This is a genomic window from Streptomyces sp. NPDC057137, from assembly GCF_042670825.1.
Lineage (GTDB): Bacteria > Actinomycetota > Actinomycetes > Streptomycetales > Streptomycetaceae > Streptomyces.
This window is the reverse complement of record NZ_JBHUUW010000005.1, coordinates 1-26,173: the sequence shown is the minus strand read 5'-3', so window position 1 is coordinate 26,173 and position 26,173 is coordinate 1. Positions and strand designations below refer to the sequence as shown.

Annotated in this window: 25 protein-coding genes and 1 riboswitch; of the genes, 12 read left to right on the top strand and 13 right to left on the bottom strand. The window is 70.7% G+C overall.

What is annotated here, in order from left to right; genetic code table 11:
* Positions 1-2: 2 nt before the first annotated feature.
* On the bottom strand, positions 3-578 hold the full coding sequence (locus tag ACFT9I_RS06110) for a TerD family protein (RefSeq protein WP_354606872.1): 576 nt from the start codon (positions 576-578) through the stop codon (positions 3-5).
* 144 nt (positions 579-722) lie between these two features.
* On the opposite strand from ACFT9I_RS06110, the gene arfB reads away from it, so the two are divergent.
* Positions 723-1,154: an alternative ribosome rescue aminoacyl-tRNA hydrolase ArfB gene (gene arfB / locus ACFT9I_RS06105; protein ID WP_382561292.1), complete on the top strand. Its 432-nt coding sequence runs from the start codon at positions 723-725 to the stop codon at positions 1,152-1,154.
* A gap of 66 nt (positions 1,155-1,220) precedes the next feature.
* Here arfB and ACFT9I_RS06100 read toward each other — a convergent pair whose 3' ends face one another.
* Positions 1,221-1,799 (bottom strand): flavin reductase family protein, encoded by a 579-nt coding sequence (locus tag ACFT9I_RS06100; protein WP_382561632.1) that lies wholly within the window; start codon positions 1,797-1,799, stop codon positions 1,221-1,223.
* A 383-nt stretch (positions 1,800-2,182) separates the two neighbouring features.
* Between ACFT9I_RS06100 and cdgB the strand changes: the two genes are divergently transcribed.
* Positions 2,183-4,084 carry a diguanylate cyclase CdgB gene (cdgB, locus tag ACFT9I_RS06095; RefSeq protein WP_382561290.1) on the top strand — a complete coding sequence of 634 codons (1,902 nt, stop codon included), beginning with the start codon at positions 2,183-2,185 and terminating at the stop codon, positions 4,082-4,084.
* Between the two features lie 201 nt (positions 4,085-4,285).
* The gene (locus ACFT9I_RS06090) at positions 4,286-5,299 is read left to right on the top strand and encodes a carbohydrate-binding protein (protein ID WP_382561288.1); all 1,014 of its coding nucleotides are present in this window, start codon (positions 4,286-4,288) and stop codon (positions 5,297-5,299) included.
* A 64-nt stretch (positions 5,300-5,363) separates the two neighbouring features.
* On the opposite strand, the gene ACFT9I_RS06085 is transcribed toward ACFT9I_RS06090, so the two are convergent.
* From ACFT9I_RS06085 to ACFT9I_RS06070, 4 genes are all read right to left on the bottom strand, one after another.
* On the bottom strand, positions 5,364-6,215 hold the full coding sequence (locus ACFT9I_RS06085) for a ketose-bisphosphate aldolase (protein ID WP_382561286.1): 852 nt from the start codon (positions 6,213-6,215) through the stop codon (positions 5,364-5,366).
* A 66-nt stretch (positions 6,216-6,281) separates the two neighbouring features.
* Positions 6,282-7,205, bottom strand: a complete 924-nt coding sequence (locus ACFT9I_RS06080) for a 1-phosphofructokinase family hexose kinase (RefSeq protein ID WP_382561284.1) — start codon at positions 7,203-7,205, stop codon at positions 6,282-6,284.
* Between the two features lie 229 nt (positions 7,206-7,434).
* Positions 7,435-8,643, bottom strand: a complete 1,209-nt coding sequence (gene nagA, locus ACFT9I_RS06075; protein ID WP_382561283.1) for an N-acetylglucosamine-6-phosphate deacetylase — start codon at positions 8,641-8,643, stop codon at positions 7,435-7,437.
* A complete protein-coding gene (locus tag ACFT9I_RS06070) occupies positions 8,643-9,575 on the bottom strand; it encodes an ROK family protein (RefSeq protein ID WP_382561281.1) in 933 nt (310 codons plus the stop codon). The genes nagA and ACFT9I_RS06070 overlap by 1 nt, the downstream gene beginning before the upstream one ends.
* A 318-nt stretch (positions 9,576-9,893) precedes the next feature.
* On the opposite strand from ACFT9I_RS06070, the gene ACFT9I_RS06065 reads away from it, so the two are divergent.
* The 4 genes from ACFT9I_RS06065 to ACFT9I_RS06050 all read left to right on the top strand — a co-directional run bounded on the left by ACFT9I_RS06065 (position 9,894) and on the right by ACFT9I_RS06050 (position 13,814).
* Positions 9,894-11,114 (top strand): extracellular solute-binding protein, encoded by a 1,221-nt coding sequence (locus ACFT9I_RS06065; protein WP_382561630.1) that lies wholly within the window; start codon positions 9,894-9,896, stop codon positions 11,112-11,114.
* Between the two features lie 12 nt (positions 11,115-11,126).
* Positions 11,127-11,429, top strand: a complete 303-nt coding sequence (locus ACFT9I_RS06060) for a DUF3263 domain-containing protein (protein ID WP_382561279.1) — start codon at positions 11,127-11,129, stop codon at positions 11,427-11,429.
* 48 nt (positions 11,430-11,477) lie between these two features.
* Entirely contained in the window at positions 11,478-12,320 is an 843-nt protein-coding gene (gene otsB, locus ACFT9I_RS06055; protein WP_382561277.1) for a trehalose-phosphatase, read from the top strand.
* An 87-nt stretch (positions 12,321-12,407) separates the two neighbouring features.
* Complete coding sequence (locus ACFT9I_RS06050) at positions 12,408-13,814, top strand: SDR family oxidoreductase (protein ID WP_382561628.1); 1,407 nt, start codon at positions 12,408-12,410, stop codon at positions 13,812-13,814.
* Between the two features lie 11 nt (positions 13,815-13,825).
* Here the strand turns inward: ACFT9I_RS06050 and ACFT9I_RS06045 are convergent, their stop codons facing one another.
* The 3 genes from ACFT9I_RS06045 to ACFT9I_RS06035 all read right to left on the bottom strand — a co-directional run bounded on the left by ACFT9I_RS06045 (position 13,826) and on the right by ACFT9I_RS06035 (position 16,507).
* Complete coding sequence (locus tag ACFT9I_RS06045) at positions 13,826-15,250, bottom strand: trehalose-6-phosphate synthase (protein WP_382561276.1); 1,425 nt, start codon at positions 15,248-15,250, stop codon at positions 13,826-13,828.
* Positions 15,251-15,308: 58 nt separating this feature from the next.
* Positions 15,309-15,455 (bottom strand): hypothetical protein, encoded by a 147-nt coding sequence (locus ACFT9I_RS06040; protein WP_382561274.1) that lies wholly within the window; start codon positions 15,453-15,455, stop codon positions 15,309-15,311.
* 110 nt (positions 15,456-15,565) lie between these two features.
* Positions 15,566-16,507: a glucosyl-3-phosphoglycerate synthase gene (locus ACFT9I_RS06035; protein WP_382561272.1), complete on the bottom strand. Its 942-nt coding sequence runs from the start codon at positions 16,505-16,507 to the stop codon at positions 15,566-15,568.
* Positions 16,508-16,624: 117 nt separating this feature from the next.
* A riboswitch (SAM riboswitch) is annotated at positions 16,625-16,752 on the top strand.
* 15 nt (positions 16,753-16,767) lie between these two features.
* Between ACFT9I_RS06035 and thrC the strand changes: the two genes are divergently transcribed.
* The 4 genes from thrC (at position 16,768) to groL (ending at position 20,913) form a co-directional block, all read left to right on the top strand.
* Entirely contained in the window at positions 16,768-18,078 is a 1,311-nt protein-coding gene (thrC, locus tag ACFT9I_RS06030; protein ID WP_382561271.1) for a threonine synthase, read from the top strand.
* A 40-nt stretch (positions 18,079-18,118) separates the two neighbouring features.
* Complete coding sequence (locus ACFT9I_RS06025; RefSeq protein WP_382561269.1) at positions 18,119-18,394, top strand: ubiquitin-like small modifier protein 1; 276 nt, start codon at positions 18,119-18,121, stop codon at positions 18,392-18,394.
* A gap of 369 nt (positions 18,395-18,763) precedes the next feature.
* Positions 18,764-18,967, top strand: coding sequence for a cold-shock protein (locus ACFT9I_RS06020; RefSeq protein ID WP_005315736.1), 204 nt, complete (start codon positions 18,764-18,766; stop codon positions 18,965-18,967).
* Between the two features lie 320 nt (positions 18,968-19,287).
* A complete protein-coding gene (gene groL, locus ACFT9I_RS06015) occupies positions 19,288-20,913 on the top strand; it encodes a chaperonin GroEL (protein WP_354606887.1) in 1,626 nt (541 codons plus the stop codon).
* A gap of 96 nt (positions 20,914-21,009) precedes the next feature.
* On the opposite strand, the gene ACFT9I_RS06010 is transcribed toward groL, so the two are convergent.
* The 4 genes from ACFT9I_RS06010 to ACFT9I_RS05995 all read right to left on the bottom strand — a co-directional run bounded on the left by ACFT9I_RS06010 (position 21,010) and on the right by ACFT9I_RS05995 (position 24,971).
* Positions 21,010-21,588 (bottom strand): Uma2 family endonuclease, encoded by a 579-nt coding sequence (locus ACFT9I_RS06010; RefSeq protein ID WP_382561267.1) that lies wholly within the window; start codon positions 21,586-21,588, stop codon positions 21,010-21,012.
* Between the two features lie 56 nt (positions 21,589-21,644).
* Positions 21,645-22,493, bottom strand: coding sequence for a hypothetical protein (locus ACFT9I_RS06005; protein WP_382561265.1), 849 nt, complete (start codon positions 22,491-22,493; stop codon positions 21,645-21,647).
* Positions 22,494-22,811: 318 nt separating this feature from the next.
* Positions 22,812-23,588, bottom strand: coding sequence for a hypothetical protein (locus tag ACFT9I_RS06000; protein WP_382561263.1), 777 nt, complete (start codon positions 23,586-23,588; stop codon positions 22,812-22,814).
* A gap of 42 nt (positions 23,589-23,630) precedes the next feature.
* Complete coding sequence (locus tag ACFT9I_RS05995) at positions 23,631-24,971, bottom strand: erythromycin esterase family protein (protein WP_382561261.1); 1,341 nt, start codon at positions 24,969-24,971, stop codon at positions 23,631-23,633.
* A gap of 136 nt (positions 24,972-25,107) precedes the next feature.
* Here ACFT9I_RS05995 and ACFT9I_RS05990 point away from each other — a divergent pair, with 136 nt between their 5' ends.
* Positions 25,108-26,109 carry a superoxide dismutase gene (locus ACFT9I_RS05990; RefSeq protein ID WP_382561260.1) on the top strand — a complete coding sequence of 334 codons (1,002 nt, stop codon included), beginning with the start codon at positions 25,108-25,110 and terminating at the stop codon, positions 26,107-26,109.
* Positions 26,110-26,173: the final 64 nt, after the last annotated feature.

The window sequence follows — 26,173 nt, the reverse complement described above, 5'->3', positions numbered from 1 at the left end:
ACTCAGAGGTTGACGCCGAAGTCCGTGGCGATGCCCACGAGGCCCGAGGCGTAACCCTGGCCGACCGCGCGGAACTTCCACTCGGCGCCGTTGCGGTACAGCTCGCCGAAGACCATCGCGGTCTCGGTGGCGGCGTCCTCGCTCAGGTCGTAGCGCGCGATCTCGGTGCCACCGGCCTGGTTCACGATGCGGATGTACGCGTTGCGGACCTGGCCGAAGTTCTGGCTGCGGGTCTCGGCGTCGTAGATCGAGACGGGGAAGACGATCTTGTCGACGTCGGCGGGCAGGCCCGCCAGGTTGACGTTGATCGCCTCGTCGTCGCCGGCGCCCTCGCCGGTGCGGTTGTCACCGGTGTGGACGATGGTCTGGTCCGGCGTCGACTTGTTGTTGAAGAAGATGAAGTGGCTGTCGGAGACAACCTTTCCACCCGCGTTGACCGCGATCGCCGAGGCGTCGAGGTCGAAGTCCGTGCCGGTGGTGGAGCGGACGTCCCAGCCGAGGCCGACCGTGACAGCTGTCAGGCCCGGCGCCTCCTTGGTGAGCGAGACGTTGCCGCCCTTGGACAGGCTTACAGCCATGGGGATGGTCCCTTTCGTTGCTACGACTCTGTGCGGGCTTCTATCGGCTTCCGAAGCTACCGTCACCCGGCATAACGCAGCGAGAGGACCCAGAGGTTCCTTAACGCCTTTGATTTGTCTGTGCGGACACGGGACGATGAACACATGTCCGGGTCCCCGCACGTCATCCGCGGCTCCGTCTTCCTTCCGGAGGCCGAGCTCATGTGGCGTTTCTCGCGCTCGTCGGGACCGGGCGGGCAGCACGTCAACACCAGTGACTCGCAGGTGGAGCTGCTCTTCGACCTCGGTAAGACGGAGGCGCTGCCCGAGGTGTGGAAGGAGCGGGCGCTGGAGCGGCTCGGGAGCCGGCTGGTGGGCGGTGTCGTGACCGTACGGTCGTCCGAACACCGTTCGCAGTGGCGCAACCGCGAGACGGCCCTGGTCCGGATGGCCTCGCTCCTCGCCGAGGCGACGGCTCCGCCGCCGCGGCCGCGCCGGGCCACGAAGATCCCGCGGGGCATCAACGAGCGCAGGCTGCGGCAGAAGAAGCAGCGCGCGGAGACCAAGCGCGGGCGCAACGGCCGGGACTGGTCGTAGTCCGACACGGCGCTGCCGGCTCGGACCGGCCGCCCAGCTCCAGCCCCTCAGCCCAGCTCCAGCCCCTCAGCTCTGCCCCAACTGCCGGTACTTCCCCCGGAAGTACGCCAGCGGCCCCACGTCCCCCGATCCCCCCGGTACCGCCGCCGTCAGCACCCGCCCCACGACCAGCGTGTGGTCGCCGGTCACGATCCGCTGCTCCGTACGGCACTCCAGCACCGTCAGCGCGCCGTCGATCAGCGGCGCCCCGCTCACCTCGCCGCGCCGGTACGACACGTCCTCGAAGAGCAGCCGGTCGCTGATCCGGCCCTTCATGGAGAAGCGCCCGGCGATCTGCACCTGGTTCTCGGAGAGCATCGACGCCGCCCACATCGGCTGCTCGTCCAGCAGGTCGTCCATCCGGGATCCGGTGCGCAGGCTCACCACCACCAGAGGTGGGTCCAGGGACACCGACATGAAGGAGGTGGCCGTCATCCCCGCGTCCGCGCCCTTCGGGCCGTCGTCCGGGTCGTACGCGGTGACCAGCACCACCCCGGCGGCCAGCCGGGAGAGCGCGGCACGGAATTCGTCGTTACTCACTCCCTCAGGATGGGGGACGGCCTCGGGAGGGACGGCCTCGGTCTGCGGGGCGGTTGTCTTCTGCAGCACGGCGTCCACGCTAGCCGCGGCGGTGGCGCGCCCGCATCGGGCCACAGGACCAGCCGGGACCTAGGTCCAGTGCTGTCCGGCCGAGTCCGAGTGGCCTCGCGGCACCCCGTGCGCCGTAGCGTGCGCTGTCAGTGCGCCCCGTCACGCGCCCCCGGCCGTACGACTCCGACCTCGATATTTGCGTTCATGAAAGCCCTGGAGCGCTCCCACGCCCCCACCCAACCCGCCCTCCCCTCATGTGACTTGGCTCACAGGGCCCAGGAATTGTTGACCCTGTGTACCGAGTGCACAGCTCGCTGTGATTCAGTGGCCGGGATACCGCATCAAGCGAGCCGATAAGAATTCTGGAGTTGCTGTCGAGGTCTCGGGGAGAGCGAACGATGGAGACCGAGTCGGAGCCGTACGTCCGCCTTGCGACCCTGCGGCAGCTGCATGACGTTGTCGGCGAGCTCAACACCGCGCGCAGCCTGGCCGACACCCTGCAGACAGTTGCCGACGGCATAGTCAAAGGGCTCAGCTACGAGCTGGCCTGCGTGAATCTCGTACAGCCCGACGGTGACCTGGTCGTCGCCGCCTTTTCGGGCAACGCCGCCGCCGAAGCGCTGATCACCGGACGCGTCGGCGCGCGTGCCTCCTGGGAACGCCGGCTCAGCATGGGCGAGACCTGGGGTGAGCTGCGGTACATACCCCACACCGAGGGCTGGATCCTGCTGGAGGACGACGTCCCGCAGTGGTACACCGAGGGCCCCGATCCGCGCTTCGAGGACGAGTGGCACCCCCAGGACCGCCTCTACGCCCCCATGTACGCCCCTGGGGGCGGCCGGGAGCTTCTCGGGGTCATATCCGTCGACCGACCGCGCGGCGGGCGCCGTCCGGGCCCCTGGGGGCGTGAGGCGCTCCAGATGTACGCCTCCCAGGCCGCCATTGCGATAAGCAACGCCCGCCTCAGAGCAAACATGCAGCGCGCGCTGGTCCGGCTGGAGCGTGAACAGCAGGCACTGCGGGCCAGTGAGGAGTCCTTCCGGCAGGCGTTCGAGTACGCGCCCAGCGGGATGGCCATCGCCGAGATGGGCGGGGACCAGCACGGCAGGCTGCTGCGTACCAACGACGCGCTGTGTCGGCTGCTCGGCCGGTCCGCCTCCGCGATCCGCCGCTACTCCTTCTCCGACCTCGTCCACCCCGAGGACATCGGCACACTGCTGCGCACCTCGGCCGAGGGCGGCCGCGCCGAACTGCGGCTGGCGCGGCGGGACAACACCTATGTGTGGGTGTCGCTGCGCAACTCCGTCGTCGCGGACACCACCGACGGCCCCCGCTTCCTCCTCACCCACGTCGAGGACATCGAGGAGCGCAAGCGCAACGAGCTCCAGCTCGCGCACCGCGCCTCGCACGACTCCCTGACCGGCCTGCCCAACAGCGCCGAGCTGCGCGCCCGCCTCAGCGCCCGCCTCTGCGAGCGCCCGGGCGCGATATCGGTGCGCGAGACGGCGGTACAGGCCGTGGACAAGGCCTTCGGCGGATACGAGGGCGAGTACGGCTCCGGCGTGGGCAACGGCGGCACGGGCAACGGCGGTGTCGGCAACGGCACCTACGACGAAGGCGGTTACGGCGGCGTCGTCCCGTACGGCCAGGGGCCCGGCTACAACGGGACCAGCGGCGCCGCGTACGCGCCCGTGCCCAGTTCCCCCGGCTCCGGCTACGGGCCGTACGAGCCCTATGAGCCGTACGAGTCTCCTTATGAGTCGTACGAGTCCTACGACGCGTACGGCGACCCCACCGGCGAGCGCGCCTTCCACGGAGACGGCTTCGACCCGTCCTCCGCCGTCGCGCCCCTCGACCACCACGTGCACACCGTCGCGCCGGGCGCCGACCCCGACGACGGGAGCAAGGGCCTCGCGGTCCTCTTCTGCGACCTCGACGGTTTCAAGTCGATCAATGACCGTTTCGGCCATAACACCGGCGACGCCGTCCTCATCGAAGTCGCCCGCAGGCTCAACACCGGTGTGCGGGACGGCGACACCGTCGCGCGCCTCGGTGGTGACGAATTCGTCGTCCTGGCCGACGGCCTCGGCGCGACGGACGCCGCTGACCTGGCGGTTCGGCTGCGGAACGCGATCATCCCGCCGATCAGGGTGGACGGCAGGGCGGTCCGCGTGGGCGCCAGCTTCGGTATCGGCTGGGCGAGTTGCGGCATGACGGTCGAGGAAGTGCTCAAGTCCGCGGACCAGCGGATGTACATCGAGAAGCGTTCGCGGAAAACGGTCCAGCGCCGGGCGGGATAACGTCGCTGTGCCGGGGCAGCCGGGCCCGCCGTGTCCTATCTCTCTGTACGGCGGCTCACCGATGTCCACCGACGTCCTCCGATGTTCATCGGGGGATGGGGCAACCGCCCACTCCAGTCAAGGCCCGTCCGTATGCTTGCCCAATCGAGGTAGGCTCGGCCGGTCGGCGACGCTGGCGAGATGGTAAGGAGTGACCCAGGGATGACGGCCGGGAACAACGGCGCGAGTACGCCCGAGGACGACGATCCGTTCGGCTATCTGTACGAGGACGGACAGACGGCCGCGAACGGTGCGCAGGCCCGGCGCGGCGGCTACGGCTACCCAGGTCCAGCTTCCCAGCCCGGTGTGCCGAGAACGTCGTACAACCAGGTCAGGACCGTCGGCGAGCGTCAGTACGGCCAGGTCCCGCAGCAGCAGCCCTACGGGCAGCAGCCTCAGTACGGAGGCCAGCAGCAGTACGGCCAGCAGGCGCCGCACGGCCAGGCCCCCTACGGTCAGTCCCCCGACGCGCACTACGCGGCCCCCGAGGCCGGCGGTGCCACCACCCGTACGGTTCCCGCCCAGCGGGGCGGCGGCGGTCGTGGCAACGGCGGCGGACCCAACACGAAGGGCCTGCTGATCGGCGCTGTCGCCGTCGTGGCGGTCGTCGTGATCGGAATCACTGCCGCGCTGCTCACCAACGGCGACGACACCAAGAACGCGGACGGCGGCCCGACGGACGGCCCCACCACGGGCGAGTCGGTGGCCCCGAGCGAGGACACCGAGAAGGACCCCGGCGCCGACAAGCCGGCCGAACTCCCGAAGCAGGACGCGGCGACGCTCCAGCTCGGGGCGCCGGCGGTGCTGGCGAAGGACATCAAGGGCGCGAAGGGCGCGGACGGCGCGTACGTGATGTTCAACGGGCCCGGTGGGTCCGCGAGTTGGTCGGTCGACCTGCCGGAGGCCGGCGAGTACACGCTGTTCATCACCTACGGCGTACCGGGCAAGGACGCCAAGACGTCGCTCACGATCAACGGTGAGACGCCGCGATCGGTGAACATGGCGAACTTCGCCCAGGCGAAAGAGGGCGACTGGGAGAAGGGCTGGACCACCACCTTCGCCTACGTCAACCTCAGCAAGGGCAGCAATACGCTGAAGCTGTCGTGCGAGACGGGCGACCAGTGCGAGGCCATTCTCGACCAGGTGTCGCTGGAGAAGGGCAAGGCGAAGGGCTGACCGCCCTTTCCCGCCCCTTCCTGTCCCTTCCCCGCCCCCTCCCCTCGCGTACCTGGGCGTTCCCTCAGCCGCTGATCACCTTCAGGAACGCCGCCACCGTCCCGGCCATCGCCTCGCGAGCCGGGACGAGGTATTTCCGGGGGTCGACCGTCTTCGGGTCCGCCGCCAGGTAGGCGCGGGCGGCGCCGGTGAAGGCCGTGTTCAGGGCCGTACCGACGTTGATCTTGACCATGCCCGCCGCGACGGCCTGCCGGATCTCCGCGTCGGGGACGCCGGAGGAGCCGTGCAGCACCAGCGGGACGGGGACGGCCCGGCGCAGCGCGCCGATCAGTTCGTGGTCCAGTGCGGCGGTGCGGTCGGTCATCGCGTGTGAGGAGCCGACGGCGACGGCCAGCGCGTCGACGCCGGTGTCGCGTACGTACGCGACGGCCTCGGCCGGGTCCGTACGGACGCCGGGGGCGTGGGCGCCGAGGGGCGGTTCGCCGTCCTTGCCGCCGACCTTGCCGAGCTCGGCCTCGATCCAGATGCCGCGCGCGTGGCCCCAGGCGACGGCGTCTGCGGTGGCGGCGACGTTCGCGTCGTAGGTCAGTTTCGACGCGTCGAACATCACCGAGCTGAAGCCCTCGCCGTCGGCGGCGCGCAGCAGGTCGGCCGATTCGACGTGGTCGAGGTGGAGCGAGAGCGGGGCGTCGGACGCGCGTGCGACGGCGGCGGTGGCGGCGGCGATGGCCGTGAGCCGGCCGCCGTGGAACTTCACGGCGTTCTCGGAGATCTGGAGGATCGCGGGGCGGCCCGCCTGTTCGGCGCCGGTGGCGATCGCTTCGGCGTGCTCCAGGGTGATGACGTTGAAGGCGGCGATGCCGTGTCCTCCGGCCCTTGCCGCCGAGACGAGTTCACCGGTGGTGACGAGTGGCATGTGACCCCTGTTCCGACTGTTCCAACGGCTTGAACTGCTCGAACTGCTCGAACTGTTCCGACTGCTTCAACTGCTGGACTGTTCCGTCACGGCGACCTGCGGCAGCAGCTCCGCGTACGCCTCGTGGTCGAACTCGCCCGCCGCGGGCGCCAGGACCGTCGCCGTGGCCAGCGCGACCGCCCTCGCGAGCCTCTCGGGCCACGGCAGCCGCTCCACGAGCCCCGACAGCAGCCCGGCCACCGCCGAGTCGCCCGCGCCCGTCGGATTGCCCCGTACGGCCTTCGGCGGGGCCGCCCGCCACGACCCGTCCGGGGTCGCGGCGAGCATCCCGGCGGCGCCGAGCGAGGCGATCACGGCGCGCCCGCCGCGCCTGCGCGCGTCCCGGGTCGCGCGCAGCGGCTCGCGTGAGCCGGTGAGCTGCGCGAGTTCGTCGGCGTTGGGCTTCACGAGGTCGGGCCGGGCGGCGATGCCCCGGCGCAGCGGTTCGCCGCTGGTGTCGAGCAGGACGGGCAGGCCTGCGGCCCGCGCGAGGCGTACGAGTTCGGCGTACGCGCCCACATGGATGCCGGGCGGCAGGCTGCCGCACAGCGCCACGGCGTCCGCGCGTGCGACGAGTCCTTCGTAGGAGGCAAGGAACGCGGCCCATTCGGCGGCCGTGACGGTCGGGCCGGGCTCGTTCAGCTGCGTCGTGTCGCCGGTCGCCTCGTCCACGACGGCGATGGTGCGGCGGGTGGTACCGGCGACGGACACGAGCGCGTCGGCCGGCCGCTCGGCGGCGAGCAGCTCGCGCAACGCGTCCCCGGTGCGCCCGCCGGCGAACCCGGTCACCACGGTCTCGTGCCCGAGCGCGGCCAGCACCCGGGCGACGTTGACGCCCTTGCCCCCGGGCCGCTCGGAGACCTCGGCGACGCGGTTGGTGGCGTGCGGGGTCAGGGCGGCGGTGCGATAGGTGATGTCGAGGGCGGTGTTGAGAGTGACGGTGAGAATCATGCGCCGTGCCGCCTCCCTCGGGGCCGTCCGCCGGGGAGCGGGCCCACGCCGCCCGCTCCGTACCGGCCCTGATCATGCCAAACGGGAAGCGGGCGGCCTAGGGCGTGGCCCCGGCCGCCCACCGGCAGCCACGTGGCTGCCCACCTGGCCGCCCCGCAGCCGCCCCGCGGTCGCGCCCCGCGGTCGTTCGGCGTCGGCCGCGTCACCGCCCGCGCAACCCGCCGACCCCTCAGCCCAGTTGGGGCCTGATCACCCATTCGCCCCGGCGCAGGACGCCGGTCACCGCGAAGTCCGCGTCCAGGATCACCAGGTCCGCGTCCTTGCCCGGCTCCAGGGAGCCCACCCGGTCGTACACGCCCAGCAGCTTCGCCGGATTCGCGGAGATCGCGCGCACGATGTCGGTCACCGGGAGGCGGTCGATCGTCGCCGCGCGTTGGAAGGCGGTGTCCAGGGTGAGCGTGGAGCCGGCGATCGAGCCGCCCACCGCGAGCCGTGCGACGCCGTCCTTGACCTCGACCTCCAGCGGGCCGAGTTGGTAGACGCCGTCGCCGAAACCGGCCGCGTCCATCGCGTCCGTGATGAAGGCGACCCGGTCCGCGCCCGCGCGGTGGAACGCCAGTTCCAGCGCCGCCGGATGCAGATGCGTGCCGTCGTTGATCAGCTCGACGGTGACCCGCTCGTCCTCCAGCAGCGCGGCGATCGGCCCCGGTGCGCGGTGGCCGAGCGGCGGCATCGCGTTGAACAGGTGCGTCGCGACGGTCGCGCCCGCGTCGATGGCCTCGACGGTCTGCTCGTACGTCGCGTCGGTGTGCCCGATCGCGGCGATCACGCCGTGCTCGACCAGCAGTCGTACGGAGTCGATGCCGCCCGGCAGTTCGGTGGCGAGGGTCACCATCCGCGCCGTGCCACGGGCCGCGTCGAGGAGCTTGCGCACCTCGGCCGGGTCCGGGTCGCGCAGCAGCACCTCGCTGTGGGCGCCCTTGCGGCACGGCGAGATGAACGGGCCCTCGAAGTGGATGCCGGCCAGGTCGCCCTGCTCGACCAACTCGGAGAGGAATCCGGCGCGCTGGGCGAGGAAGTCCATCTCGCCGGTGACCGTGGAGGCGACGAGCGTGGTGGTGCCGTGCTCCTGGTGCGTACGGACGCCCTTGAGGACCTCGTCCGCGCTGCCCGAGGTGAAGGACGCGCCGCCGCCGCCGTGGTTGTGCATGTCCACGAAGCCGGGCACCAGCCAGTGGCCGGTCAGGTCGAGAGTGTCGGTGTGGGAGCCGGTGTCGGAGCCGGGCTCGGCCGCCTCTCCTCCTACGGAGGTACTCACGGCGGCACCTACGGAGGCGATCCGGCCTGTCTCGACCCTCACCCGGCCGTTCTCCACCACCCCGGTCGGCAGCACCACCCGGGCACCGGTGAGAACCGTACTTTCGGCGCGTGCGGCCATCAGGCGGATACCTCCGTGGAGAGAAGATCCCAGGCGAGCAGCCCCGCGCCCAGGCATCCGGCGGTGTCCCCGAGGGCCGCCGGGACGATCTCGGGCAGCTTCTGGAACGTGATCCGCTCCTCGACCGCGGCCCTCAGGGGTGTGAACAACGTTTCCCCGGCCTCGGCGAGACCGCCACCGATGATCAGCCTTCGGGGGTCGAGCAGCGTGAGCGCGGTGACGAGCCCGGCGGCGATCGCGTCGACCGCGTCCGCCCAGACCGCCTCGGCCCTCGGGTCGCCCGACGCGACGGCCTTCGCGCAGTCGGCCGCGTCCGCCTCGGGATCGCCGCTCGCCGCCGCCCACGCCCGGGTCACGGCCGCCGCCGACCCGAGCGTCTCCATACAGCCGTTCTGCCCGCAGTTGCACACGGGTCCGTCGGGCCGGACGACCACATGGCCGATCTCGCCCGCCCAGCCGTGCGCGCCCGCCTCTATGGCGCCGTTGATGCCGATGGCGCCCGCGATGCCGGTGCCCAGCGGTACGAAGAAGAACCGGTCCGAGCCCTTGCCCGCGCCGATCCGCCCCTCGGCGAGCCCGCCGCTGCGTACGTCGTGCCCGAGCGCGACCGGTACGCCGCCCAGCCGGGCGGCCAGCAGATCCCGCAGCGGCAGGTCGTGCCAGCCGAGGTTCGTCGCGTACAGCACGATTCCGCGCTCGGCGTCGATGATGCCCGGCACCGCCACTCCGGCGGCGACCGCGCTCTCGCCGAGGTGCTCGACGCCGTACGCGCGCAGATCCGCCGCGAAGTCGAGGACGGTCTCGACGATCGCGTCGGGGCCACGCTCCCTGCCGGTGGCGCGCCGCGCTTCGTACAGCAGCGCGCCGTCCGTCCCGACCAGGGCGGCCTTCATTCCGGTGCCGCCCACATCCAGGGCGATGACGTGTCTCACAGGCGCATTCTCGCGTGAAAACCCAAGAAAGGTCTAGTCCACTGTGCGGGATTGTTGCCAGACCATACAAAGCCTTCGTCAAACCTCTGGGTAACGGGAAGTTGCCGAAGCGATACGGGGCCGCTGTAGACCGCCGACAGCTCATGGTGGAAAATCGCAGATCGTCCACGCAGGACGTCGTGGGGGGACCGACGGGTGCCGACCGGGAACCGACTGGGACGGAAAACGCCGTAGAGACGGCCGAGCGAACACAAGGGTGGGAAAAGAGCTGTGCAGCAGCGCTTCCTGGGGCATACCGCGGCGATAGCCGCATTGGGCATGACGATGGCGCTGAGCGGCTGCGGCAGCTCCAGCGGATCAGGTGACGTCACCCTGAAAGTCGTCGCGGCGGACTACGGCAACAGTGCCGCCAACAGCTCGGAGAAGTACTGGAACAGCCTGGCCAAGGAGTTCGAGTCCAAGAATCCGGGCATCAAGGTCGACGTCGACGTCCGTTCCTGGAAGACCGTCGACGCCGACGTGGCGAAGATGGTCAGGGACGGCAAGGCGCCCGACATCGCGCAGATCGGCGCCTACGCCGACTACGTGAAGAAGGAAGAGCTGTACAGCGCGGACGAGCTGCTCTCCATCCCCACGCAGGCGAACTTCCTCTCCCGCTTCGCCGACGCCGGAAAGGTCGACCAGACCCAGTACGGAATGCCGTTCGTCGCCAGCACGCGGCTGCTGTTCTACAACAAGGGCCTCTTCGCGGCGGCCGGTCTCGACGCGCCGAAGGACTGGGACGACATCAAGTCGGACGCCGAGGCGCTCAAGGAGCAGGACGTACCGACCCCGTTCGCCCTCCCGCTCGGCGCCGAGGAGGCGCAGGCCGAGACCATGATGTGGATGCTCAGCGGTGGCGGCGGCTACACGGACGCGGTCGACGGCTCGTACGCGGTCGACTCGGACACGAACATCCAGACCTTCCAATGGCTCCAGAAGGAGCTGGTCGGCAAGGGCCTCACCGGCCCCGTACCGCCCGGTGAACTGGACCGCGCCGACGCCTTCAAGGCGTTCACGAGCGGCGACGTCGGCATGCTCAACGGGCACCCGACGATGATGCAGGAGGCCGAGAAGGCCGGCATCGAGCTGGGGATGGTGCCGCTGCCCGGCATCAACGGCAAGTCCAAGGCGACGATGGGCGTCGCCGACTGGATCATGGCCTTCAAGCAGCCCGGCCACCGCGAACAGGCGGGCAAGTTCCTCGACTTCACCTTCGAGGACAAGAACGTCATGGACTTCGTCGGGCAGTACGACCTCCTGCCGGTCACCTACAGCGCCTCCGAGACGATGGTGGCGGACGACGAGCACAAGGAGCTGCGCCAGTTCCTGGAGGCGCTGCCGACCGCCGAGCTGTATCCCTTCGGCAAGACGTCGTGGGCGGGTGTCAGCGACGACATCAAGAAGAACATCGGCAAGACGGTGCAGCCCGGCGCGGTGCCGTCGGAGATCCTGGCGCGGATCGGCCGGGACGCGACGACGGCGGAGAACGCCGAGTAGCGTGTCAGTCCTATGACCGCACCCGAAGGCACGTCGCACGAGGAGCAGGGTGCGCACGAGGCGCACGAGGAGCGCGGTCCCGCCGGACGGTCGGAACTGACCGAGCGGGACCGCGCCGTCCTCGCCGTGGAACGGCGTTCATGGCCGGGCCCCGGCGCCAAGGAGCGCGTCATACGCGAGCAGCTCGGCATCTCGCCGACCCGCTACTACCAACTGCTGGGCGCGCTCATCGACGACTCCCTGGCCCTGGCCCACGACCCGGTGACGGTCAACCGTCTGCGCCGGATCAGGGACTCCCGCCGCGCCCGCCGCTGAGCGGGGAGTTCACGCCCCTCAGGGGGCTCACGCGGATAGGGTCGGAGCATGGGCAGCCACCCGAACCCCCTGCCGACCCCCGTCACCTCCGCCGGCGCCGACGGCCTGGCCGCGCTTCTCGCCCGGCCCGGGAAAGCCGTTGTCGCGCTCGACTTCGACGGCACGCTCGCCGAGATCGTCCCCGACCCCGAACAGGCCCGCGCGCACCCCGGCGCGGTCCCCGCACTCGTCGCCCTCGCCCCGCACGTCGCGTCCGTCGCGGTGATCACCGGCCGCCCGGCGGGTGTCGCGGTGCGGTACGGCGGCTTCGCCGGCGTACCCGGCCTGGAACACCTCGTCGTGCTGGGCCACTACGGCGCCGAACGCTGGGATGCGGTCAGCGGCACCGTACGCACCCCGGCCCCGCACCCCGGCGTCGCGGCCGCCCGCGCCGAACTCCCCGGACTCCTCGAACGGTTCGAGGCCTGGCGCGGTACCTGGATCGAGGAGAAGGGCCAGGCGGTCGCCGTCCACACCCGCCGCGCCACGGACCCCCAGGGCGCCTTCGACGCCCTGCGCGCCCCCCTCACCGACCTGGCGGAGCGCCACGGTCTGATGCTCGAACCGGGCCGCCTCGTCCTGGAGTTGCGCCCGCCGGGCATGGACAAGGGTGTCGCCCTGGAGAGTTACGTCCGCGAGATCGGCGCCGAGACGGTCGTGTACGGCGGCGACGACCTGGGCGACCTCCCGGCCTTCGCTGCGGTCAACTCCCTGCGCGCGAAGGGCCATCCGGGCCTGCTGCTGTGCAGCGGCACGGGAGAGGTCCCCGAACTCGCCGAGAAGGCCGACCTGGTGCTGCCGGGCCCGGCGGCGCTCATCGGCTTCCTCGCGTCGGTGGCGGACCGCCTCTGAGAACCGTCGCCGCCCGGAAACGCGGGCGACACCGGGCGTTCGGCTCCCGCATCATGGTCGTTCGGTGTGAGCGGGGGCGAGGGTTCGATGGACGACGACCGGATGGACGAGCGGATACGGGCGACGCTGGAGCTGCTGTGCGAGGCGCGGGAGCTGTCGATCGAGGATCCCCGGCGCGAGCGGCTGGAGCGGGCGGCGAGCGGGCTCTTCCGGGACGGGCGGCGCAAGCGCCGGGCCGCCACGCGCGGAGCCCGCGCGGCGGCGGACGCCGCGATCCAGGCCGGCACCGTCATGGGCGCGCCGGACCGGACGATGGACGCGCCACTGCCTGCCGAATCTCCCCTGGCGGACAACCAGCGCGACGGAAGCGCCGGCGAGCTGAACCATCCGCAGCGCTGTTACGTCTGCAAGGACCTCTACCGGCGGATCCACCACTTCTACCACCGGCTCTGCCCCGACTGCGCCCGCGACAACCTCGTCCGGCGCGGCGCCCGCACCGACCTGACCGGGCACCGCGCGCTGCTGACCGGCGGGCGCGTCAAGATCGGGTACCAGCTGGCACTGATGCTGCTGCGCGACGGCGCCGACCTCACGGTGACCACGCGCTTCCCCCAGGACGCGGTACGGCGCTTCGCGGCGGCCCCCGACGCCGCCGACTGGTGGGGCCGGCTGCGGGTCGCCGCGCTCGACCTGCGCGATCCCCGGCAGGTGCTGGCCTTCACCGACCATCTGCTGGCCGAGGCACGGCCGTTGGACATCCTGATCAACAACGCGGCCCAGACGCTGCGCCGTTCGCCGCGCGCCTACTCCGCCCTGGCCGCCGCCGAGGGCGCACCGGCGCGTGCCGCGCTGCCCGCCGTCTGGACGGCGCCCGACTTCGCCGTGCCGGGCACGGGGAACGGCGAGTTGGCGGCCCGGTCCTGGACCGCCGGGCTCGTCCCCCGTACGAGTACCTCGGCCACCGCCGTACTGCCGACCGCCGACGAGGCCGGGCTGCTCACCGAGACCGCCGCCGAGAACTCCTGGACCGCCCGGCTCGGTGACATCGACCCGGCCGAGATGCTGGAGGTCCAACTCGTCAACGCGGTGGCCCCGTTCCTGCTCGCCGACCGGCTGCTGCCGCTGCTCACGGCGTCACCGCACCCACGGCGGTATCTGCTCAACGTGTCAGCCGTGGAGGGGCAGTTCACCGTCCGTAGGAAGACGAGCGACCACCCGCACACCAACATGGCCAAGGCCGCTCTCAACATGCTCACCCGCACCAGTGCCGCCGACCTGGCGACGCGGGGCATCCACGCGTGCAGCGTCGACACCGGCTGGGTCACCGACGAGAAACCCCTGCCCGCCAGGGAGCGCCACGCCGCCACCGGCTGGCGCCCGCCGCTGGACGTCGTGGACGGCGCGGCCCGCGTCTACCACCCGATCGTGCAGGGCCAGGCGGGCAGCCCGGTCCACGGCGTACTGCTCAAGGACTACCGGCCCGTCGACTGGTGAGCCGTGGGCCCTCAGACGTTCCGCAGCGCGTCCAGCTGGTCCAGGAACCACCGCTGCGGCGGCAGCGCCGTCGCGGCGGCGGCCAGGCGTTTCGTACGGGCCGCACGGTCGTCGGTGTCCATCGTCAGGGCCTCGTGCAGGGCCGCCGCCGTGGCCGTCACGTCGTACGGGTTCACCACCAGCGCGTCCTCGCCCAGCTCCTCGTACGCGCCCGCCTCGCGCGACAGCACCAGCGCGCAGCCGTTCTCCGAGAGGACCGGGATCTCCTTCGCGACCAGGTTCATGCCGTCGCGGATCGGGTTGACCAGCGCGACGTCCGCGAGGCGGTACGAGGCGAGCGAGCGGGCGAAGTCGTCCTTGACGTGCAGCATCACAGGCGTCCAACCGGGCGTGCCGAACTCGGAGTTGATCTCGTCGGCCACCTCCTGCACCCGCGCCGTGTACGCGCGGTAGACCGCGAGGTCCTGCCGGGACGGGTAGGCGAACGCCACATGCGTGACCCGCTCGCGCCACTCCGGCCGGTCGGTCAGCAACTGCCGGTACGCGAGCATCCCGCGCACGATGTTCTTCGACAGCTCCGTGCGGTCCACCCGCACGATCGCCTTGCGTGGCGCCCCGTCGTGCGTGCCGATCTGCTCCCGCAGCTCGGCCAGCCGCTCGTCCACGTCGGGCCGGTTCGCCCGCTCCCGCAGGAAGTCCGCGTCGGCGCCGAGGCCGTGCACGCCGATCCGCGTCTTGCCGGTGCCGCCCAGCAGTTCCGTACAGCAGGCGGTGAAGGCGTCCGCCCAGCGGTGGGTGTGGAACGCGGCGCGGTCGGCGCCGAGGATGCCGCGCAGGAGCTGGCGCCCGATGTCGTCGGGCAGCAGCCGGTAGTAGTCGACCGGGGCCCACGGCGTGTGCCAGAAGAGCCCGATGCGCAGATCGGGGCGGAGCGCCCGGAGCATGCCCGGCACCAGGGCCAGGTGGTAGTCCTGGATCAGTACGGCCGCGCCGTCGCCCGCCTCGTCGGCCAGGGCCTCCGCGAAAGCGCGGTTGTACGTCTCGTACGACGCCCACTGCTCCCGGAACTCCGTGCCGAAGGCCGGCTCCAGCGGGGTCTGGTAGAGCAGATGGTGGACGAACCAGAGCGTGGAGTTCGCGACGCCGTTGTACGCGTCCGCGTAGACCTTCGGCGGGATGTCGAGCATCCTGACCCGCTGCCCGCCCGTGTCGGCGGTGTCGAGCCGGCCGTCGGTGCGCCGTACGGCCTCGCGGTCGCCGTCGCCGAGGGCCGCGCACACCCACACGGCGTCGGTGTCGGGTCCGATGGCCGAGAGGCCGGAGACGAGACCGCCGCCGCCGCGCCCGGAGGTCAGCGTGCCGTCCTCGCCGAGCGTGTACGAGACGGGGCCGCGATTGGAAGCGACAAGGACCTGGGCGGCGTGCTCGGAGACCATGTGCCGAAACCTAGCCCGTCGCGGAAACGCTCAAACGTACGGTTCCGGTCGGCGTGGATCAGCCACGCCCCCGGCCACGGGCCGCCGCCACCGCCACCACCCCCGCGCCGACGAGGGCGAGCGCCATGCCGCCCAGCAGCCAGAGCTGCTCGGCCGCGCCGCCGGGACCCGCCAGGACCGTGCTCGCCAGTGCAGTCATCGCCATAAGGGGCAATATATGCAAATCGTTCAAATGGGTCGATCGCGCCACGCGGGCACCGGCCGCCACCGGCCCGGCCACCGGCCCGGCCCCGTGAATCCGCGCCGGCACATCCCTCACGCCGCCCGCCGCGCCTCGTACTCCGTGATCTCCCGCATCGGCGGCCGCTCCTCCGTGTCCACCGCGTGCGTACGCGGCTCGAAGCCCCCCTCGCCCCGCTCGAACTGCGTCAGCACCGGCCGCACCAGATGCCCCCGCGACAGCCGCAGCTGCGCCGTCCGGTAGATCGCCGCCGCCATCCGCCCCAGCGCCTGGCCGTCCTGGTGGCGGTGTCTGCGCACCCCGACGTCGACCTGGCCCAGCGCGTCCAGCCCCACCGTGTGCAGCGCGTCCACCAGCAGGCCCAACTCCACCCCGTACCCCACGGGGAACGGCAGCCGCTCCAGCAGCGAGCGCCGTACCGCGTACTCGCCGCCCAGCGGCTGCACGAACCCCGCCAGCAGCGGCCAGTGCAGATTCAGCAGCGGACGCGCCACCAGCTCCGTCACCCGGCCGCCCTGCCCCGGCTCGTCGCCGAGCGGGCGGTCGTACATCGCCTTCACGAACTGCACGTCCGGCTCGGTGAGCAGCGGCCCCACGATCCCCGACACGAAATCCGCCGAGAAGTCCTTCAGGTCCGCGTCCACGAAACAGACGATGTCGCCGCTCGTCACCAGCAGCGAGCGCCACAGCACCTCGCCCTTGCCCGGCACCGCCGGCAGCCTCGGCAGGATGTCGTCCCGGTGCACCACGCGCGCCCCGGCGGCCGCCGCGACCTCCCCCGTACGGTCGGTCGAGCCCGAGTCGATCACCACCAGCTCGTCGACGAGCGGCGCCGGGCCCGCCATCAGTTCGCGGCGGATCACGGAGACGATCCGGCCGACCGTGGCCTCCTCGTTCAGGGCCGGGAGCACCACGCTGACCTGCGCACCCTGCTTGGCGGCGATCAGCCGGTCGACCGGCCGGTCCGCCGCCGACCAGGACCGCCGGGCCAGCCAGCGCTCCACCTCTTGCAGCACGTGATCTCCATCTCGCGGATCGGACGAAGGCCTCAACCGTCCAGGGGTTCGGTTACAGTCTTGAACAACGCGGATGACCGTCGCATGTCGGGGGTCGTCACGCTGACAATCGAATACCGCTCATCCAGAGGGGCAGAGGGAACGGCCCGTTGAAGCCCCGGCAACCCTCCCGCCGACCGCGAGGTCACGGTGGGGAAGGTGCCAATTCCGTCTTGCGGCGAGATGCGTCGCGAGGAAGATGAGGAAAGGGCCTCGCCTTCATGGCTGTGCAGACTGTTCACAACACTTCCGACGCCGCCTCCGGCACCACTGACGCCCCCGTGGATCTCGGACCCGCCGCCGCCCTCTCGTGCCGCGAATGCGGGGAACGCTTCGAACTCGGCCCGATCTTCGCCTGTCAGAGCTGTTTCGGCCCGCTCGAAGTGGCCTACGACCTGCCGACCGACGGCCCGGACGAGCTGAAGAAGCGCATCGCCGCCGGTCCCGACAACATCTGGCGCTACGCCCCGCTGCTGCCCGTCCCCGCCGACGTGGCGTCGAAGCCGAACATCAACCCCGGCTTCACCAAGCTCGTCAAGGCCGACAACCTCGCCCGTGAGCTGGGCGTCACCGGCGGCCTGTACGTGAAGGACGACTCCGGCAACCCGACGCACTCCTTCAAGGACCGCGTCGTCGCCATCGCCGTCGAGGCGGCCCGTGCCTTCGGCTTCACCACGCTCTCCTGCTCCTCCACCGGCAACCTCGCGGGCGCCGTCGGCGCCGCCGCGGCGCGCGCCGGCTTCCGCTCCTGTGTCTTCATCCCGCACGACCTGGAGCAGGGCAAGGTCGTCATGGCCGCGATCTACGGCGGCGAACTCGTCGGTATCGAGGGCAACTACGACGACGTCAACCGCTTCTGCTCCGAGCTGATCGGCGACCCGCTGGGCGAGGGCTGGGGCTTCGTCAACGTCAACCTCCGCCCGTACTACGGGGAGGGCTCCAAGACCCTCGCGTACGAGATCTGCGAGCAGCTCGGCTGGGAGCTGCCCGACCAGCTCGTCATCCCGGTCGCGTCGGGCTCGCAGCTGACGAAGATCGACAAGGGGCTCAAGGAGCTGATCGCCCTCGGCCTGGTCGAGGACAAGCCGTACAAGATCTTCGGCGCGCAGGCCGAGGGCTGTTCGCCGGTGTCGGTCGCCTTCAAGGCCGGCCACGATGTCGTACGGCCGCAGAAGCCGGACACGATCGCCAAGTCGCTGGCGATCGGCAACCCGGCCGACGGCCCGTACGTCCTGGACATCGCCCGCCGCACGGGCGGCGCCGTGGAGGACGTGAACGACGAGCAGATCGTGGACGCGATCAAGCTGCTCGCGCGGACCGAGGGGATCTTCGCCGAGACGGCGGGCGGGGTGACCGTGGGTGTGACGCGCAAGCTCATCGAGGCGGGTCTGCTCGACCCGGCGCTCACGACGGTCGTGCTGAACACCGGTGACGGGCTCAAGACGCTGGACGCGGTGGCCGCGACGTCGCAGGCGACCGCGACGATTCCGCCGAGCCTCGACGCGTTCCGTGCGGCGGGTCTGGCGCGTTGAGCCTCTCACCAACCCGCTACTTCCCGGAAGGCAGAAACCGATGAGCGTGAACGTCCGCATCCCCACCATCCTCCGTACGTACACCGGCGGGAAGGCCGAGGTCCCGGCGGAGGGTGCGACCCTCTCCCAGGTCATCGCGTCCCTGGAGGCGAGCCACCCGGGCATCGCCGCCCGCGTCCTGGACGACGACGGCAAGCTGCGGCGCTTCGTCAACGTGTACGTGAACGACGACGACGTCCGCTTCGAGCAGGGCCTGGAGACGGCCACGCCGGACGGCGCCGGCATCTCGATCATCCCGGCGGTCGCCGGCGGCTGAACAGCACGCACGGTGAACGGTGTTGCCCCCTCCGCAAGAGAAGCGGAGGGGGCAATTCCATGAGGTTGAACGCGGTACAGTTGGGGTAGCCCCGCCGCCGACCCCGCCGCGACTGTGCCCCGCGCATATGAGTTCGCGACAAGATGCGGTCGAAGTGTGGACGCTGTTTGCGCGGTTCCTTGCGCTTTGCCCGGCCCGACTTGCCCTGGTAGCCCGGCAATTCACCTCTTTGCGTGTTCCGCCATGCCCAGAATTCTCGTCCGATTGACCTGTTGCAGAGGGCAGTTGGGCAGATACATTCAGCCGCGGTCGACGCGTTCCGGCGCGAAGTGCGGTCCCGCGCAGGGGCCAGTAATAGGGGAGTTAGGCATGGCTCAGGGCACCGTCAAGTGGTTCAACGCGGAGAAGGGCTACGGCTTCATCGCGGTCGACGGTGGTGCGGATGTTTTCGTCCACTACAGCGCGATCCAGATGGACGGCTACCGCACCCTTGAAGAAGGTCAGCGAGTTGAGTTCGAGATCTCGCAGGGCCAGAAGGGTCCGCAGGCGGACATGGTCAAGCTCGCCGTCTGATTCCGGCGCGATCGGCCAACGACGCACTCACGCATGAGGGGCCCGTATCCCGGCAAGGGGTACGGGCCCCTCACGCGTGCGCGCGCGGCTGTGGGAGGGGCTCGGGAGGGGCTGTGGTCACTCGGGAGTCGCTTGCACTCTCGGGGGTCGAGTGCTAATCATTGGCGTTAGCACTCTGCTAGTGAGAGTGACAACTTATGGACCGGGTCAGCGAGGCCCGGGAGCCTGTGGGGCAAGGAACCGCAAGGCTCTCAGGCCGTCCGTCGCGGGCGCCGACACGGTCCGGAGAATCCACCCCCTGTCCGGGAGGACCACTTCACATGGCCAAGATCATCGCGTTCGACGAGGAGGCACGGCGCGGTCTCGAGCGCGGGATGAACCAGCTCGCCGACGCCGTCAAGGTCACCCTTGGCCCCAAGGGCCGAAACGTCGTCCTCGAGAAGAAGTGGGGCGCCCCCACGATCACCAACGATGGTGTTTCCATCGCCAAGGAGATCGAGCTCGAGGACCCGTACGAGAAGATCGGCGCCGAGCTGGTCAAGGAAGTCGCCAAGAAGACGGATGACGTCGCCGGTGACGGTACGACCACCGCGACCGTCCTGGCCCAGGCCCTGGTCCGCGAGGGCCTGCGCAACGTGGCCGCCGGCGCCAACCCGATGGCCCTCAAGCGCGGTATCGAGAAGGCCATCGAGGCCGTCTCCGGTGCGCTCCTTGAGCAGGCCAAGGATGTGGAGACCAAGGAGCAGATCGCTTCGACGGCCTCCATCTCCGCCGCCGACACCCAGATCGGCGAGCTCATCGCCGAGGCGATGGACAAGGTCGGCAAGGAAGGCGTCATCACCGTCGAGGAGTCGCAGACCTTCGGTCTCGAGCTTGAGCTCACCGAGGGCATGCGCTTCGACAAGGGCTACATCTCGGCGTACTTCGCCACCGACATGGAGCGTATGGAGGCGTCGCTCGACGACCCGTACATCCTGATCGTCAACTCCAAGATCGGCAGCGTCAAGGACGTTCTGCCGCTCCTGGAGAAGGTCATCCAGTCGGGCAAGCCGCTGCTGATCATCGCCGAGGACGTCGAGGGCGAGGCGCTGTCCACGCTCGTCGTCAACAAGATCAAGGGCACCTTCAAGTCCGTCGCCGTCAAGGCCCCGGGCTTCGGTGACCGCCGCAAGGCGATGCTGAACGACATCGCCATCCTCACGGGCGGCACGGTCATCTCCGAGGAGGTCGGCCTCAAGCTGGAGAACGCCGGTCTCGACCTGCTGGGCCGTGCCCGCAAGGTCGTCATCACCAAGGACGAGACCACCATCGTCGACGGTGCCGGTGACAGCGAGCAGGTCGCCGGTCGCGTGAGCCAGATCCGCGCCGAGATCGAGAACTCGGACTCGGACTACGACCGCGAGAAGCTCCAGGAGCGCCTCGCGAAGCTGGCCGGCGGCGTGGCCGTCATCAAGGCCGGCGCCGCGACCGAGGTCGAGCTCAAGGAGCGCAAGCACCGCATCGAGGACGCGGTGCGCAACGCCAAGGCCGCCGTCGAGGAGGGCATCGTCGCCGGTGGTGGCGTGGCTCTGCTCCAGGCCGGCTCGGTGTTCGAGAAGCTCGAGCTCGAAGGCGACGAGGCGACGGGTGCGAACATCGTCAAGCTCGCGCTGGAGGCTCCGCTCAAGCAGATCGCCGTCAACGGTGGTCTCGAGGGTGGCGTCATCGTCGAGAAGGTCCGCAACCTGCCGATCGGTCACGGCCTCAACGCCGCGACCGGCGAGTACGTGGACATGATCGCCGAGGGCATCATCGACCCCGCGAAGGTCACGCGTTCCGCGCTGCAGAACGCGGCGTCCATCGCGGCGCTGTTCCTCACCACCGAGGCCGTCATCGCCGACAAGCCGGAAAAGGCCGGCGCCGGCGGCGCTCCGGGCGGCATGCCGGGCGGTGACATGGACTTCTGATCCTGACGGATCGGCGGTTCATGGCGTAGCTCGTAACTGCGCACGTGTACGAACCGAGGGCGGCACTCCCGAGAGGGGGTGCCGCCCTCGGGGCGTTCAGGTGGAGTAGTTCTTGAGCTCTTCGGTCTCCAGCGTGAGGGAGACGGGCTCGGGGAGCGTGATGGTGGCGCCGTAGGCGTGCGACATACGGGCCTTGTAAGCGCCGTTGTGAGGCTCGGTGTAGACGACCAACTCGTTGGAGTCGCGGTCCACGAGGAGATAGACGGGGATGCCGGCCGCCGCGTAGCCGTCGCGCTTCTCCTTGCGGTCGCGGCTGTCGGTGTCACCGTCGTACGAGGTCACGTCGGCGACCATGAGCACGCCGTCCGGGTCGGACCACTCGCCGTGGTCGGCGAAGTGGCCGCGCGGCGCGAGCGTTCCATCCGGACGGGCTCGTCCTCTGCGGTACGTCTCGACCTTGAGCCCGCGTTCGCGGTACAGCCGTAGTTCCGGCCTGGACTGCATGCACTGGTCGGCGACCCACATGATGATCTCGTCGTGAGCCCCGTCCGGCACGTGCTTGACCTCCAACTTTCCATTGATGAATTCGAGCGTCACCGTCTCGGGGGTGTGGTGAGCGATCTGCTCGAACTCCGCGACGGACATCTGGGCGTGTTGAGCGGTGCTGGGGGTCATGGCGTCGCCTCCTCCCTTACATCGTGCCCTGCTTCTGGCACGCGTGGGCTGAACGGTCATACGTGAGTCCTCTCCGGTGGGCGTGATGCTGCCGCGCGGGCCTCGGCGGCCCGGGCGCGGACTCTCTGGGGTGGCAGGGGGGTCCCCGGCCGGGCGCGAGCGGGGGCCGGTTCGCCGCGGCAGATCGCGCATTCGCCCGAGGCGAGCGTCTCCGGGCGGCCCGGCGCGCCGCACTTCGCGCATTCGATGATTCGCAGCGCCGGTTTCGGGACGCGGATCGGTTCCGGCGGGAGTTTGGCGGTCAGGCGGGCGCGGGTGAAGGCCGACGGGCTGTGGATCGTGGGTGGCAGGCCCGATGTCAGGGCGTGCAGCATGTCCCGTTCCGTCGCCTCCCGCGCGAACCACTCCGCCGCCAGCGGCTCCAGCGCCGCGCAGTCGATCGCGGAGAGCGCGAGTGCGGGCGCGGTGTGTCTCAGGGCCGCCAGCAGGATGTACGCGCGTGAGCGCGTCTGGCGCGGGGTGGGCGCCGCCGATAACGACGGTACGTCGCCCGACACGAAGGCCGCCCACCACGCGTCGTCGCGGGGCGTACGGGAGAACCACGTACGCGTCACCCACCGCGCGCTCCCGGAGCCCCGCACATGCTCCCGGCCGATCCGCAGATGGCCGGTGCGGCGGAGGCATTGGAGCGCGGTGCGGAGCGCGCACTGGCCGTACGGGAGGATCGTCGCCAGCGTCTTGACCGAGATGTCCGCGCCGTCCGGCAGCCGGTCGAGGTAGAGCGCGATCCCCGCCTCACGGTCCGGCAGATGCGCGAAGTCGCCGACGGCGGCGGGCTGTTGGCCGGGGGTCGAACGTTTGCCGTAGCCGGGGTTCGCCGACGGGTGAGTCGTGGGCGGTGTCATGTGCGCTGTGTGCGCGGCAGCACTAAGCTGAGGACCAGCCATTGGATCGGGATTCCTTAAGAAGTGGTCGATCTGTCGGTTAGGCCCTCGCAGGTGTTCCAGCACCTGACGGGGGCCGTCCTATGTTCGCTATTCGGAACGCTAGACCGTCGACACGCCGCGTGGCAAGCCGGTCACGAAAAGTCATCACCCCTGGTATGCGGCTCAGTTGAGGCCGCGGCGGGGTAGGTAGGGAGGACCTCCTCCCGCTTCCTTACTAAGAACGGCTTGGAGCGCGGGACTTGAGCCTCGGGCCGGGTCGCGCCGGGTTACGCCGGGTTACGGGAGCACCGGGCTGAGGACGGAGATCGCGCCGAGCAGGGTGAAGCCCCCGGCGAGGAGGACCATCAGGAGTACGCGGGGGACCTCCAGGAGCAGTGGGGTCACCGACGCCTTGCGCTCCGGGTTCCTCGGGTCGTAGGCGACTTCGATGGTGTCCGCGTGGAGGCCGCTGCGGTACTCGTGTGCGTTGCCCTCGGCGTCCGTAAACGTGTACACCGACTTCTTGCCCGACATGCCCGTGTCGACCGCCTGGACGATCACTCCGCGTCGGCGCAGTACCGCCTTGATGTACAGATGGCGGACGGTCAGACCGGCGGTCACAAGGCCCAGCCCCAGCGGCAGCAGGCCGACGACCGCGCTGAAGATCGCCCAGGGGGTGTGGACGACGGCGATGTACCCGAGGTACGCGAGGTAGGCCACGACGGTCGCCGTGAACAGGGCAAGGGTGAGGCGGCTGGAGAACAGCCGGGGCGTGGCGGCCAGGGGCTCCGTCCGCACAAGGGCACTGCCGCGCTCGTCGGGAGTCGGCGGTAGCGCGGCGCCGACGGCCGTGACGAAAGCGGTGGCGGCCGTCGAGTTGTTGGCCGCGATCGTGTGCACGGCGCTGTCGGCGAGCGTGATCTCGACCGTGCGGGAACGGCCCTCCGCGGCTCGTACGGACCGGATGACCCTCAGCGGGATCGTGGCACGTTCCTCGGCGCGCTCGATGACGACGGTGTCCCCGTGGAAGGTGGCGGTCACACCACGGCTGCGGAGGGTCTGCGGAGAAGGCATGCAACTCATGACCCCCGAAGGGGGGTGGAGGGTTGTACGGTTCTACGGCCTTACGGGCCGGTACGGTGCGATCGGGCGGGAGTCCGACGAGACCGCGACGTACGCCAGGCCGTCGTACTCCTCCGACAGCCGGACCGGGGTGACGTCGCGGCGGTAGAACCAGCGCGGCACCAGCGCGCCGAACGACCGCGTCGTGTGCGGGGCGGCGACCCACTCCCGTACCGCCCGGGGCGCGTCGTCCGCTCCGGCGGGGCGCAGGTCCAGCAGGTGGTCCGCCGGGGTGGCGGTGGCGAGTTGGGCCTCCACCGTGGTGGCGGGGGCCGGGCCGATGGGGTTGCCCTCGGCGATACGGCCCGTCAGGCCGCCGACACCGCTCCAGGGGCCCGGCCAGATGCGGTGGGCGCGGAAGGAGCCCTCGCCGAAGAGGAGACCGAGGGCGTAGTACGCGTCCCCGTACCGCTCGCGCAGGTGCCGGCCGAGAGGCGGCGGGACCGCGTCGTCGGCCGTACGGCCCTTCGCGATATGGCTGTTGTGGCCCCAGAGCACCACCTTGGCCGCCGGGTCGCCGTCCAGGATCTCCTCGACCGCCTCCGCCATGTACCGGTCGCGCGCCGCGGAGACCGTCCGCTCCGGGTCCGGGTGCTGCCCGCTGCGTGTCACCAGATCGGCGGCGCGGACCAGGATCCGGGCGTGCCGCACCGCCACGGCCCCGGCCGGGATGTTCTCGTACCCGCGTACGTACTCCAGCAGTTTCTCCGCCTCGTGCATCAACCCCTGCCTGGGGTCCGGGCGCGACCCCGGATACGCGTTGGCGAGGATGCCGAGCGTGGAGTGCAGAGCGGGCAGCCGGTCCGGCGCCACGCTGGTGAGGAACGCTTCGAGCACCGCCAGCGAATCCCCGGAGCGCTGTGGGTCGATGCCGGCGAAACGGACCTGCTCGTTCGCCGGGCGCCCGTCGTTGTACGCGCGCATCCACTCGATCATGTCCAGGACCTCTTCGGTCCGCCAGGTCCAGAATCCCAGCCCGGTCAGCACCTGCGCGGGGTCGCCGACACCGCTCCGTACGTACGCGTCGACGGCCGGACCGGCCGACGCGCTCGCCTCCATGGCCAGCGTCGTGAAGCCCAGCTCGGTCACCAGATACTCCAGCAGCCGGTGCTTGAGCCGGAAGAACTCATGCGTGCCGTGGGTGGACTCGCCGAGCCCCACGATCCGTACGCCGTCGAGGACCTCCTTGAGCGGCTGGAGGTCGGCGGTGGGCGCGCCGGCGGTCAGGCCGCCGCTCAGGGGGACGGAGTTCCGCGACAGCCACCCCGTCACCTCGCCCGACTCGCCCGACTCGCCCATCCCGCCGGACCTGGTCTCCCGATCATTCGCTGACATGCCGCCGAGGCTACAGCCGGGCGGGTGCCGTATCCGCACCGGGAACTCGGTGGCGGGTGCGGCGCGTTACGTGCGCATAGCGCACCGGAGTTGTCCCTGTCCCCAGGCACCCCCGAAGCCCCGGAGGCTCGACGCCATGTCTCTGACACCCCCCGACTCTTCCCGCCCCTTCAGCCCCTCCCGCCGTGCCGTGCTCGGCGGCGCCGTGGCCGCCACGTTCGCGCTCGGTGCCGGTACGGCCACGGCGAATACCCGCCCCGACCGCACCACCCGCCCCGGCAGCCCCGGCCGTGACTGGCCCACCGACTTCCCGCTGCCCAACGGCTTCCGCCCCGAGGGCATCGCCATCGGCAGCGGACCGTACGCCTACATGGGCTCCCTCGCGGACGGTTCGATCCGCCGCGCCGACCTGCGCACCGGCGAGGGCCGGACCGTCCTGGAGGGCGCGACCGGCGGGGCCACCACCGGTCTGAAGCTCGACCGCGACGGGCTGCTCTACATCTCGGGCGGCGTGAGCGGTTCCATCCGGGTCCTCGACACCCGTACGAACCGGCTCACCGCCACCTATCAGCCGACGACGGCCGGCTTCGTCAACGACGTGATCCTGTACGGCGACCGGGCCTGGTTCACCAACTCGAACGCCCCCGTCCTCTACACCGTCCCGCGCGGCGGCAGGCGGCGGGGGAAGAAGGAGGATCTGCGGAGTGTCCCGCTGGGCGGCGAGTGGGAGCAGGCACCCACCGGCATCAGTGCCAACGGCATCGAGACGACCCCCGACGGCCGCGCTCTGATCGTCGTCAACAGCCCGATCGGCAAGCTGTTCCGGGTTGACCCGAAGACCGGGCACGCCACGACCATCACCCTCAAGGGCGCGGAGAACGTCATCAACGGCGACGGGCTGCTGCGCGTGGGCAACACGCTGTACGTGGTGCAGAACCGCCTCAACCTCATCACCGTGTTCGACCTCGACTCGCGCGCCACCACCGCGACGCTGCGACGCAGCATCACCGACCCGCGCTTCGACGTACCCACGACGGCGGCGCGCCTCGGCAACCGCCTGTACCTGGTCAACGCCCGCTTCACGACGACCCCGACGCCGGAGACGACGTACAACGCGGTGGCCGTACCGCTGCGTTAAGCGAGCACGCCGAACCACAGCGCACAGCGCACCGGGCGCACCGGGCTCCATCACGAGCCCGGTG

Excerpts from the sequence above, each read along its gene's own strand:
- ACFT9I_RS06110 (WP_354606872.1), bottom strand. The coding sequence starts at position 578 with ATGGCTGTAAGCCTGTCCAAGGGCGGCAACGTCTCGCTCACCAAGGAG.
- arfB (WP_382561292.1), top strand. The coding sequence starts at position 723 with ATGTCCGGGTCCCCGCACGTCATCCGCGGCTCCGTCTTCCTTCCGGAG.
- cdgB (WP_382561290.1), top strand. The coding sequence starts at position 2,183 with ATGGAGACCGAGTCGGAGCCGTACGTCCGCCTTGCGACCCTGCGGCAG.
- ACFT9I_RS06090 (WP_382561288.1), top strand. The coding sequence starts at position 4,286 with ATGACGGCCGGGAACAACGGCGCGAGTACGCCCGAGGACGACGATCCG.
- ACFT9I_RS06085 (WP_382561286.1), bottom strand. The coding sequence starts at position 6,215 with ATGCCACTCGTCACCACCGGTGAACTCGTCTCGGCGGCAAGGGCCGGA.
- ACFT9I_RS06080 (WP_382561284.1), bottom strand. The coding sequence starts at position 7,205 with ATGATTCTCACCGTCACTCTCAACACCGCCCTCGACATCACCTATCGC.
- nagA (WP_382561283.1), bottom strand. The coding sequence starts at position 8,643 with ATGGCCGCACGCGCCGAAAGTACGGTTCTCACCGGTGCCCGGGTGGTG.
- ACFT9I_RS06065 (WP_382561630.1), top strand. The coding sequence starts at position 9,894 with ATGACGATGGCGCTGAGCGGCTGCGGCAGCTCCAGCGGATCAGGTGAC.
- ACFT9I_RS06060 (WP_382561279.1), top strand. The coding sequence starts at position 11,127 with ATGACCGCACCCGAAGGCACGTCGCACGAGGAGCAGGGTGCGCACGAG.
- otsB (WP_382561277.1), top strand. The coding sequence starts at position 11,478 with ATGGGCAGCCACCCGAACCCCCTGCCGACCCCCGTCACCTCCGCCGGC.
- ACFT9I_RS06050 (WP_382561628.1), top strand. The coding sequence starts at position 12,408 with ATGGACGACGACCGGATGGACGAGCGGATACGGGCGACGCTGGAGCTG.
- ACFT9I_RS06045 (WP_382561276.1), bottom strand. The coding sequence starts at position 15,250 with ATGGTCTCCGAGCACGCCGCCCAGGTCCTTGTCGCTTCCAATCGCGGC.
- ACFT9I_RS06040 (WP_382561274.1), bottom strand. The coding sequence starts at position 15,455 with ATGGCGATGACTGCACTGGCGAGCACGGTCCTGGCGGGTCCCGGCGGC.
- thrC (WP_382561271.1), top strand. The coding sequence starts at position 16,768 with ATGGCTGTGCAGACTGTTCACAACACTTCCGACGCCGCCTCCGGCACC.
- ACFT9I_RS06025 (WP_382561269.1), top strand. The coding sequence starts at position 18,119 with ATGAGCGTGAACGTCCGCATCCCCACCATCCTCCGTACGTACACCGGC.
- ACFT9I_RS06020 (WP_005315736.1), top strand. The coding sequence starts at position 18,764 with ATGGCTCAGGGCACCGTCAAGTGGTTCAACGCGGAGAAGGGCTACGGC.
- groL (WP_354606887.1), top strand. The coding sequence starts at position 19,288 with ATGGCCAAGATCATCGCGTTCGACGAGGAGGCACGGCGCGGTCTCGAG.
- ACFT9I_RS06010 (WP_382561267.1), bottom strand. The coding sequence starts at position 21,588 with ATGACCCCCAGCACCGCTCAACACGCCCAGATGTCCGTCGCGGAGTTC.
- ACFT9I_RS06005 (WP_382561265.1), bottom strand. The coding sequence starts at position 22,493 with ATGACACCGCCCACGACTCACCCGTCGGCGAACCCCGGCTACGGCAAA.
- ACFT9I_RS06000 (WP_382561263.1), bottom strand. The coding sequence starts at position 23,588 with ATGCCTTCTCCGCAGACCCTCCGCAGCCGTGGTGTGACCGCCACCTTC.
- ACFT9I_RS05995 (WP_382561261.1), bottom strand. The coding sequence starts at position 24,971 with ATGTCAGCGAATGATCGGGAGACCAGGTCCGGCGGGATGGGCGAGTCG.
- ACFT9I_RS05990 (WP_382561260.1), top strand. The coding sequence starts at position 25,108 with ATGTCTCTGACACCCCCCGACTCTTCCCGCCCCTTCAGCCCCTCCCGC.